Origin of the sequence: Streptomyces sp. NPDC004542 (genome assembly GCF_040610035.1) — a bacterium.
Lineage (GTDB): Bacteria > Actinomycetota > Actinomycetes > Streptomycetales > Streptomycetaceae > Streptomyces.
Window position 1 is genome coordinate 1 of the sequence record NZ_JBEXLP010000152.1, and the last position, 9,448, is coordinate 9,448.

General features: G+C 68.0%; 6 protein-coding genes and 1 pseudogene. 5 read left to right on the forward strand and 2 right to left on the reverse strand.

Annotation, left to right across the window (positions count from 1 at the left end):
* Positions 1 to 166 precede the first annotated feature (166 nt).
* The 3 genes from ABZX30_RS37005 (at position 167) to ABZX30_RS37015 (ending at position 3,630) form a co-directional block, all read left to right on the forward strand.
* Positions 167 to 589, forward strand: coding sequence for an ISAs1 family transposase (locus tag ABZX30_RS37005; RefSeq protein ID WP_355942550.1), 423 nt, complete (start codon positions 167 to 169; stop codon positions 587 to 589).
* A 571-nt stretch (positions 590 to 1,160) separates the two neighbouring features.
* Positions 1,161 to 2,309 (forward strand): ParB/RepB/Spo0J family partition protein, encoded by a 1,149-nt coding sequence (locus ABZX30_RS37010; RefSeq protein WP_355942536.1) that lies wholly within the window; start codon positions 1,161 to 1,163, stop codon positions 2,307 to 2,309.
* An 811-nt stretch (positions 2,310 to 3,120) separates the two neighbouring features.
* The gene (locus tag ABZX30_RS37015; RefSeq protein ID WP_355942539.1) at positions 3,121 to 3,630 is read left to right on the forward strand and encodes an integrase; all 510 of its coding nucleotides are present in this window, start codon (positions 3,121 to 3,123) and stop codon (positions 3,628 to 3,630) included.
* A gap of 141 nt (positions 3,631 to 3,771) precedes the next feature.
* Here ABZX30_RS37015 and ABZX30_RS37020 read toward each other — a convergent pair whose 3' ends face one another.
* On the reverse strand, positions 3,772 to 5,301 hold the full coding sequence (locus tag ABZX30_RS37020) for a UDP-N-acetylglucosamine 1-carboxyvinyltransferase (RefSeq protein WP_355942542.1): 1,530 nt from the start codon (positions 5,299 to 5,301) through the stop codon (positions 3,772 to 3,774).
* A 65-nt stretch (positions 5,302 to 5,366) separates the two neighbouring features.
* A complete protein-coding gene (locus ABZX30_RS37025) occupies positions 5,367 to 5,564 on the reverse strand; it encodes a DUF4236 domain-containing protein (protein WP_355942545.1) in 198 nt (65 codons plus the stop codon).
* Positions 5,565 to 6,173: 609 nt separating this feature from the next.
* On the opposite strand from ABZX30_RS37025, the gene acnA reads away from it, so the two are divergent.
* On the forward strand, positions 6,174 to 8,891 hold the full coding sequence (gene acnA / locus ABZX30_RS37030) for an aconitate hydratase AcnA (RefSeq protein ID WP_355942547.1): 2,718 nt from the start codon (positions 6,174 to 6,176) through the stop codon (positions 8,889 to 8,891).
* Positions 8,892 to 9,040: 149 nt separating this feature from the next.
* Positions 9,041 to 9,448: pseudogene (locus tag ABZX30_RS37035) on the forward strand (hypothetical protein); the annotation flags it as partial.

Consider the following 9,448-nt stretch of genomic DNA (forward strand, 5'->3'; position numbering starts at 1 on the left):
AGAGCCGGATGCGGGGAAAGCCCGCACGTCCGGTTCGGGGAGCAGCCGCGCGGAAACGACCCCACCGAGGGCACCGCGCCGCGCGGTTGACTCTAGGAAGAAGCTGCGCCGGCAGCTCAAGTCCCTTCCCTGGCAAGACATTCCGCTTCAGGGACGCGCCCGGGGCATCGGCCACGGCCGCTCGGAGATCCGCCGGATCAAGGTCGCCACCGTGAGCAGTCTCCTCTTCCCCGGAGCCCGGCAGGCCGTCCAGATCAAGCGCCGCCGCACCGACCGCAAGACCGGCAGGACCACCGTCAAGACGGTCTACGCCGTCACCAGCCTGACCGCCGAGCAGGCCACCGCGGCCCAGCTCGCCCAACTCGTCCGCGACCACTGGAAGATCGAGGCCCTGCACCATGTCCGCGACACCACCTTCGCCGAGGACGCCTCCCAGCTGCGGACCGGCAACGCACCCCGCGTGATGGCCACCTTGCGCAACCTCGCCATCGGAGTCCTCCGCACGGCCGGAGTAAAGAACATCGCGGCCGGCCTTCGCCGCAACGCCCGCGACCCTCTCCGCCCCCTCGCATTCCTCGGCCTCGGATGATCACGAACCGGACGTCATGCGACTACGCCGAAGCCCTGCGTCGCAGAGCCGGGTGAGCCGGCTGCTTTCATGCCCCTTCAAGTGCGCGGTATGTGGAAGTTGGTGGCGTGGATGGCTGTGTGTCCCTGGAGGGCATCCCTGAGTAGGGGTTATCGATTCCGGCGCTCTTGAGGAGTCACTGAGGTGACCGTTGAGTGCGGCTGTACTGGCACTCTGGAGGGTCTGGCCCCGGACCGGGAGCGTGCGCGCTGCGTCGCCCGTTCAACCGATGCAGCGCCGCAGTTGAACGTCGTCGGTTCACAGGTAGGAAACCTCGACAGCTCTGCAGTGAAAGGTGAACATAGATGTGCGTTCGAAAGCGCTTTCGGAGGCGCGGAGGTTGAGCTGGTGTGGTCGTCGGGTGTGCCGACCGTTCCGGTGTCAACCGCTGACGAGGGCGCGAGGGTCCCGGCCCGCTGTGGGGTGGGGCGGACGTGGGGTGCTGGACAGGGGTGCCGGCGTCCCGCACAGGGACCTTGCCGTAATGCCCCGATTGGCACTCGTGCGACCTCGTGTGAATGTACCGGAAAGAGTGGTGATCTATACCGGGAGTTTCTTATGGCAAAGGGATTCGAATTTTTTGTCAAAGGGGGAGATGGGTTTGAATCGCAATATTGCCGACATCGTGCCTTCGGATAGAGAAGTGGGGTCGATCTCCGCAGCTCGATCGGTAATTCCTGCTGAGGTACGTGCAGGGGAGGTGGTATCCATTCCGATCGCATCGCTTTTGCCTGGCGAGTCTCCGCGGCTGGCCGGGCAGGATGCGAATCACGTCACCCGGTTGGTTGAGCTTGATGTTCCACTCCCGCCCATTCTTGTGGACCGGCACAGCTTGCGTGTCATCGACGGGATGCATCGCCTCATGGCCGCCTTCTTGAAAGGTCAGGAGGCGATTGAAGCGGAATTATTCGATGGTACTCCTGCGGAGGCATTCCTGCGGGCGGTCGAAGCGAATGTGACGCATGGGCTTCCACTGTCGAAGGAGGACCGTCGAGCCGCAGCGGTGCGGATTATCGCGTCACATCCCGAGATGTCCGACCGGGCAATTGCGCGTGCCGCGGGGCTGGGCGCCAAGGCGGTGGCGGTCCTGCGGCGAAGCTCGGTCTCTGAGGGGACACAGCTGAGCGCGCGCATTGGCCGGGACGGGAGGGTTCGCCCCTTGAGCAGCACGGAAGGCAGGATGCGAGCTGCCGAGCTGATCGCGGAGAACCCGAAGGCCTCGCTGCGTGAAGTGGCACGCGGCGCAGGCATCTCGCCGGCGACCGTGAGCGATGTTCGTAAGCGAATCATGGCTGGGGAATCTCCGGTAGCGGAGCATGAACGACCTGAACCCGATACTGAAGCCAGTAGCGTCGGTTCCAGCGAGTCGGTTCAGGGTGGTACCCGGCGTGCTGCGCGGAAAGTGCGGCTCCTTCAGCCGGACCCTGTCCCCCTGGTCGACAAGTTGCTGCGCGACCCGTCCCTGCGCCACAAGGAGGAGGGGCGCCACCTACTCAGGGTGCTCCAGTTGAACGCCATCGGGGACCAGGAATGGTCCAAGCTCGCTGCGGCAGTGCCGTCGCATTGTGGGGACTTGATAGCCGATCTCGCGAGACAGTACGCAGAGACGTGGATGGAATTTGCCAAAGAGCTGGACGAGCGTATCCAGAGCACTGGTGATGAAACGCGCGCTTCGATGTAGTTTTGCTAAGCTGAAACGCTTTCCGTGACAGCGTCCACGCACCCGGCGCCTCCCCATTGCATCCGGCCTTAGCTGGCCGCTTGAGGTTTCGTAGAACCAAAAATTGCGTCTGGTCTTGTCGTTTGCATGACGCTTATGGTGACGACAGACGCGCAGACGCTCGTGCTGGGCTTGGGGTACGCATACTGGGAGACGAGCTCACCGACTGGACGAGGCCGTCCCGGCCGGAGTCGCAGACCGGGCACCCGTGATTCATCCGGAACTCGGTGCTCCACATGCTGTGTGCGCACTCGGCCGCCTTCTACTTGCGCTTGTTCGGCGAGAGCCAGCGGGGCGGGGCGGCCCGTTCGTGGCGCGCAGACGCTGGTGCAGTCGCCGACGACAGCTTGGGATTCGCCCCGCCGGCTGCAGGCCAATACCGACCTACGCTGATTCAGCGATCAGTCACGGCAGCTGTAGTTCCGGTGTCGGCGCTGGTCAGGAGCGTCGTGGGGCGGGTGCGGGCAGGGGTACGGCCACCGTGATCATGAACGCAGGCTGCCGTCGAGGACCGTCGCCTCGGACGTAACCCGTGTCGGTCCAGCACGGTCGGGCCTCCGCCCGCGACCCCCGGCAGGGTTGAGGCGTGGCCCCCGGAACGGGTGCTGGCCGTACGGGAGGCCCTGCCGGATCGCTACCGGCTCCTCCTCGTGATCGGAGCAGGTCTCGGGCTCCGGCAGGGGGAGGCGCTCGGGCTCTCAGCGGACGACGTTGACTTCGAGAAGGAAGTCGTGCATGTCCGGCGGCAGGCCAAGATGGTGCGAAGCTGTGTTTGACGCTTCCCAAGGGGCGCAAGGTCCGGGACGTGCCGTTGCCGCCCAGCGTGGCCCGGGCCATCCGGCAGCACATGGAGCACTTCGCGCCGGTCCCGGTCACGCTGCCCTGGGACGACCCGACTCCTGCCGAGACGCCGGTGGAGGCCAAACACCGGCGGCCGAGGACCTACAGCCTCCTGGTGACGGGACGCGAGCGGAAGGCCATCAACCGGAACCACTTCAACTCCTACGTGTGGAAGCCCGCTCTGGCCACGGCGGGCGCTATCGCTCCGCTGGACGAGGGCAGCACCGACGGCGCTCGTGTGTGGGAGCCGTCCCGGGAGCACGGCTTCCACGCCCTGCGCCACTTCTACGCCTCTGAGGAACTGGAGGCTGGCGAATCGATCGTCTCCCTGGCACGCCGGCTGGGGCACTCCGACCCCGGGTTCACGCAGCGGAAGTACTCCCACTTCCTGCCCCGCGCCGGCGCACGAGAGAGCGCCGCCATCGACGCGATCTTCGCGTAGCTGCGGTCCTCGGCAGAGCCTGTGGAGCGTGGCTCGCAGCCCGGCCGCAGGACCAACGTCCCAGAGAAGTCCCAGAGATGCCGCCGTACCACTCACTGACCCGCTAAACAGCAGGTCAGAAGGGGTACGGCGGCATCCGCATCAAATGTCCCGGAAGATCTCGATCTGCGCCCCGATCGAGTTCAGGCGTTCGGCGAGGTCCTCGTAACCCCGGTTGATGACGTACACGTTGCGCAGCACCGACGTGCCCTCGGCCGCCATCATCGCCAGCAGTACGACCACGGCGGGGCGCAGTGCGGGCGGGCACATCATCTCGGCGGCGCGCCAGCGGGTCGGGCCCTCGACCAGGACGCGGTGCGGGTCGAGCAACTGCAGCCGCCCGCCGAGGCGGTTGAGGTCGGTGAGGTAGATCGCGCGGTTGTCGTAGACCCAGTCGTGGATCAGCGTCTTGCCCTGGGCGACCGCCGCGATCGCCGCGAAGAACGGGACGTTGTCGATGTTCAGGCCGGGGAAGGGCATCGGGTGGATCTTGTCGATGGGCGCCTCCAGCTTGGAGGGCCGGACGGTGAGGTCGACCAGGCGGGTACGGCCGTTGTCGGCGACGTACTCCGCGCTGCGGTCGTGGTCGAGGCCCATCTCCTCCAGCACGGCCAGCTCGATCTCCAGGAACTCGATCGGCACCCGGCGCACCGTCAGTTCCGACTCGGTGACCACGGCGGCGGCCAGCAGGCTCATCGCCTCGACCGGGTCCTCGGAGGGGGAGTAGTCCACGTCGATGTCGATGTCCGGCACGCCGTGCACGGTGAGCGTGGTGGTGCCGATGCCCTCGACCCTGACGCCCAGGGCCTCCAGGAAGAAGCAGAGGTCCTGGACCATGTAGTTGGAGGACGCGTTGCGGATGACCGTGACGCCGTCGTGCCGGGCGGCGGCCAGCAGCGCGTTCTCGGTGACGGTGTCCCCGCGCTCGGTCAGCACGATCGGCCGGTCCGGGCGGATCGCGCGGTCGACCCGCGCGTGGTACTGGCCCTCGGTCGCCGCGATGTCCAGCCCGAACCGGCGCAGCGCGATCATGTGCGGTTCGATGGTCCGCGTGCCCAGGTCGCAGCCGCCGGCGTAGGGCAGCTTGAAGCCGTCCATGCGGTGCAGCAGCGGGCCGAAGAACATGATGATGGACCGCGTGCGGACCGCCGCCTCGGCGTCGATCGCCGCGATGTCCAGCTCGGCCGGCGGGACCAGCTCCAGGTCCACGCCGTCGTTGATCCAGCGGCTGCGCACCCCGATGGAGTTGAGCACCTCCAGCAGGCGGTACACCTCCTCGATGCGCGCCACCCGGCGCAGCACGGTGCGCCCCTTGTTGAGCAGTGCGGCGCACAGCAGGGCCACGCAGGCGTTCTTGCTGGTCTTGACGTCGATGGCGCCGGAGAGCCGGCGGCCGCCGACCACGCGCAGATGCATCGGACCCGCGTACCCCAGCGACACGATCTCGCTGTCCAGGGCTTCACCGATTCGGGCGATCATCTCAAGGCTGATGTTCTGGTTGCCGCGCTCGATGCGATTGACGGCGCTCTGGCTGGTGCCGAGCGCCTCCGCGAGCTGTGCCTGTGTCCAGCCTCGGTGTTGCCGGGCGTCACGGATGAGCTTGCCGATGCGTACGAGGTAATCGTCTGCCATGGGGTTGAGGCTATCTCAGATATGAGATGGCGCCTGCCAGGGTGGTCCGTTCGGGTGATGCCCCGTCAACGCTTCCTGCGGCTACGGGTGCGGCGCCACCCGAACGGCCCAGGCAAATCAACCGATGTCGTACTACGTCCGGTACTGCTGTGCGTGTGGTGCGGGCCGTTCTTGCTGCCGGTCGTGAGGGACCAGGAGTGCTTGTTGATGTTCAGTCGCACGCCGGGCAGGATCCGGAAACTCTTGCGGAACGTGAGCGGCATGTCCGCCTCCCTCTGGGGTCGTCGGTCGCTGGGCTCGTCGGTCCTCTGGCTGAGTACCGCTCAACTCGGATACCCGGTCCCGGCGTGTCGATGGGTGGCGGATGCCGGCGTGTCGACGGAGGGTGTCCGCCACCCGCTGCCGCGCTCCCGGCAACCGCCGTCCCCTCCCGGCCTCCGTCGCCGAACACATCCGTCGGCCAGGCCCACCACGGTGGACGGCCCCTGCGGCGCGAACGCCGGCCCGTCGGCGGCCAACTCGCGCAGTCAGAGGAGATGGAACAGGGCAGGGAGCGTCTCAAGCCGGTCACCCGCCGCATCCGCGCCGGCCGTCAACGGGACCGGTGCCGCTGTTCGCCGGCAAGGAAGGCGGAGCGACTGGGTTCGCTGTCACACGCCTCGATTGGATGACGGCGGACAGCGGGGTGGTCCGGGCATGACCATCCGGGCCCCATGTACTAGAGTTATCTCGACATCGAGATATCTGCCCGGGCGCACCGCAGCCGCCACTCGGTAAGGGAAGCCTTACTTAGCCTTACCTTACTGGATCGGCCGAGTCGGCGTGGCGGCAGGATTGACGGTGGTACGCGCACATCAATGAAGGAGACTGTCGTGTCGGCGAACAGCTTCGACGCCCGCAGCACGCTGCAGGTGGGCGACGAGTCGTACGAGATCTTCCGGCTGGACAAGGTGGAGGGCTCGGCCCGGCTGCCGTACAGCCTCAAGGTCCTGCTGGAGAACCTGCTCCGCACGGAGGACGGCGCGAACATCACCGCCGACCACATCCGCGCCCTCGGCAACTGGGACTCCCAGGCGCAGCCCAGCCAGGAGATCCAGTTCACGCCGGCCCGCGTGATCATGCAGGACTTCACCGGCGTGCCCTGTGTCGTGGACCTCGCCACCATGCGCGAGGCCGTCAAGGAGCTCGGCGGCGACCCGGCGAAGATCAACCCGCTGGCCCCGGCCGAGCTGGTCATCGACCACTCGGTGATCGCCGACAAGTTCGGCACCAACGACGCCTTCAAGCAGAACGTCGAGCTGGAGTACGGCCGCAACAAGGAGCGCTACCAGTTCCTGCGCTGGGGCCAGACCGCCTTCGACGAGTTCAAGGTCGTCCCGCCCGGCACCGGCATCGTCCACCAGGTGAACATCGAGCACCTGGCCCGCACCGTCATGGTCCGCGGCGGCCAGGCCTACCCCGACACCCTGGTCGGCACCGACTCGCACACCACCATGGTCAACGGCCTCGGCGTGCTCGGCTGGGGCGTCGGCGGCATCGAGGCCGAGGCCGCCATGCTCGGCCAGCCGGTCTCCATGCTCATCCCGCGCGTCGTCGGCTTCAAGCTGACCGGTGAGCTGCCCACCGGCACCACCGCCACCGACCTGGTGCTCACCATCACCGAGATGCTGCGCAAGCACGGCGTCGTCGGCAAGTTCGTGGAGTTCTACGGCGAGGGCGTCGCCGCCACCTCCCTGGCCAACCGCGCCACCATCGGCAACATGTCGCCCGAGTTCGGCTCCACCGCCGCGATCTTCCCGATCGACGACGAGACCATCAACTACCTGCGCCTGACCGGCCGCTCCGAGCAGCAGGTCGCGCTCGTCGAGGCCTACGCCAAGGAGCAGGGCCTCTGGCTGGACCCGAAGGCCGAGCCGGACTTCTCCGAGAAGCTCGAGCTGGACCTCTCCACGGTCGTCCCGTCCATCGCCGGCCCGAAGCGCCCGCAGGACCGCATCGTCCTCGCGAACGCCGCCGAGCAGTTCACGACGGATGTGCGCAACTACGTCGACTCCGTGGACGAGGCGGGTGTCGAGTCCTTCCCGGCCTCCGACGCCCCGGCCGTCGCCCCGAACGGCGCCCCGTCCAACCCGGTCCAGGTCACCGCCCCCGACGGCACGACCTACACCCTGGACCACGGTGCGGTGACCGTCGCGGCCATCACCTCCTGCACCAACACCTCCAACCCGTACGTCATGGTCGCCGCCGCGCTGGTGGCGAAGAAGGCGGTCGAGAAGGGCCTGACCCGCAAGCCGTGGGTCAAGACCACCCTCGCGCCGGGTTCCAAGGTCGTCACCGACTACTTCGACAAGGCGGGCCTGACCCCGTACCTCGACAAGGTCGGCTTCAACCTCGTCGGCTACGGCTGCACCACCTGCATCGGCAACTCCGGCCCGCTGCCGGAGGAGGTCTCCAAGGCCGTCAACGACCACGACCTCGCGGTCACCTCGGTCCTCTCCGGCAACCGGAACTTCGAGGGCCGTATCAACCCCGACGTCAAGATGAACTACCTGGCCTCCCCGCCGCTGGTCGTCGCGTACGCCCTCGCGGGCTCCATGAAGGTGGACATCACGCGGGACGCCCTCGGCACCGACCAGGACGGCAACCCGGTCTACCTGAAGGACATCTGGCCCTCCGAGGCCGAGGTCAACGACGTCGTGGCGAACGCCATCGGCGAGGACATGTTCAACAAGTCCTACCAGGACGTCTTCGCGGGCGACGCCCAGTGGCAGGCGCTGCCGATCCCGACCGGCAACACCTTCGAGTGGGACGCCGAGTCGACGTACGTCCGCAAGCCCCCGTACTTCGAGGGCATGGGCATGGACCCGGAGCCGGTCTCCGACATCTCCGGCGCCCGCGTCCTGGCCAAGCTGGGCGACTCGGTCACCACCGACCACATCTCCCCGGCCGGCGCCATCAAGGCCGACACCCCGGCCGGCCAGTACCTCACGGAGCACGGCGTCGAGCGCCGCGACTTCAACTCCTACGGCTCCCGCCGAGGCAACCACGAGGTCATGATCCGCGGTACGTTCGCCAACATCCGCCTGCGCAACCAGATCGCGCCGGGCACCGAGGGCGGCTACACCCGCGACTTCACCCAGGACGGCGGGCCGGTGTCGTTCATCTACGACGCCTCCCGCAACTACATCGAGCAGGGCATCCCGCTGGTCGTCCTGGCCGGCAAGGAGTACGGCTCCGGCTCGTCCCGCGACTGGGCGGCCAAGGGCACCGCGCTGCTCGGCGTCAAGGCCGTCATCGCCGAGTCGTACGAGCGCATCCACCGCTCGAACCTCATCGGCATGGGCGTCCTCCCGCTCCAGTTCCCGGAGGGTGCCTCCGCCGAGTCCCTCGGCCTGACCGGCGAGGAGACCTTCTCCTTCTCCGGCGTCACCGAGCTCAACGAGGGCACCACGCCCCGCACGGTGAAGGTCACCACCGACACGGGCGTCGAGTTCGACGCGGTCGTCCGCATCGACACCCCTGGTGAGGCCGACTACTACCGCAACGGCGGCATCATGCAGTACGTGCTGCGCAGCCTGATCCGCAAGTAGGCGACCACCGCACGGCCGTCGAGGGCCGCATCCCCGGAAGCCGGGGGTGCGGCCCTCCGCCATGACCGGCCGCACCGGCCACCGCAGGTCATCACCGACCCTCAGGGTGAACACAGGGTTCCCTCAGGAGAGCGGGACAGGATCGGTACATGACCGGCACCCCTGGCCCCCGAACCGACCGCGTCCGCGTCCTGACCGCCGACGCCGAGCCCGGCCCCACCGTTCCGCTGTCCGCCGGGGTCACCGGGGCGGCCCGGTGGCCGTCTGCGGTGGCTGCCGGGTGGGGCGCGCCGCGGGCCGCCCGTGCTCCGTACGCCCGGGTGATCGAGGGGAGGTCGCCCGGCCTGGACGGCGGCCACGCCTCCGCGTCCGGTGTCGACGGCCGCGTCCGGCGTACCGCCGCCGAGCCCGGCCCCACCGTTCCGCTGTCCGCCGCCTTCACCGGGGCGGCCCGGTGGCCGTCTGCGGTGGCTGCCGGGTGGGGCGCGCCGCGGGCCGCCCGTGCCCGCCGACGCCCAGGTCCCCAAGAACTACAAGGTGGTCACCCCCAAGTGACC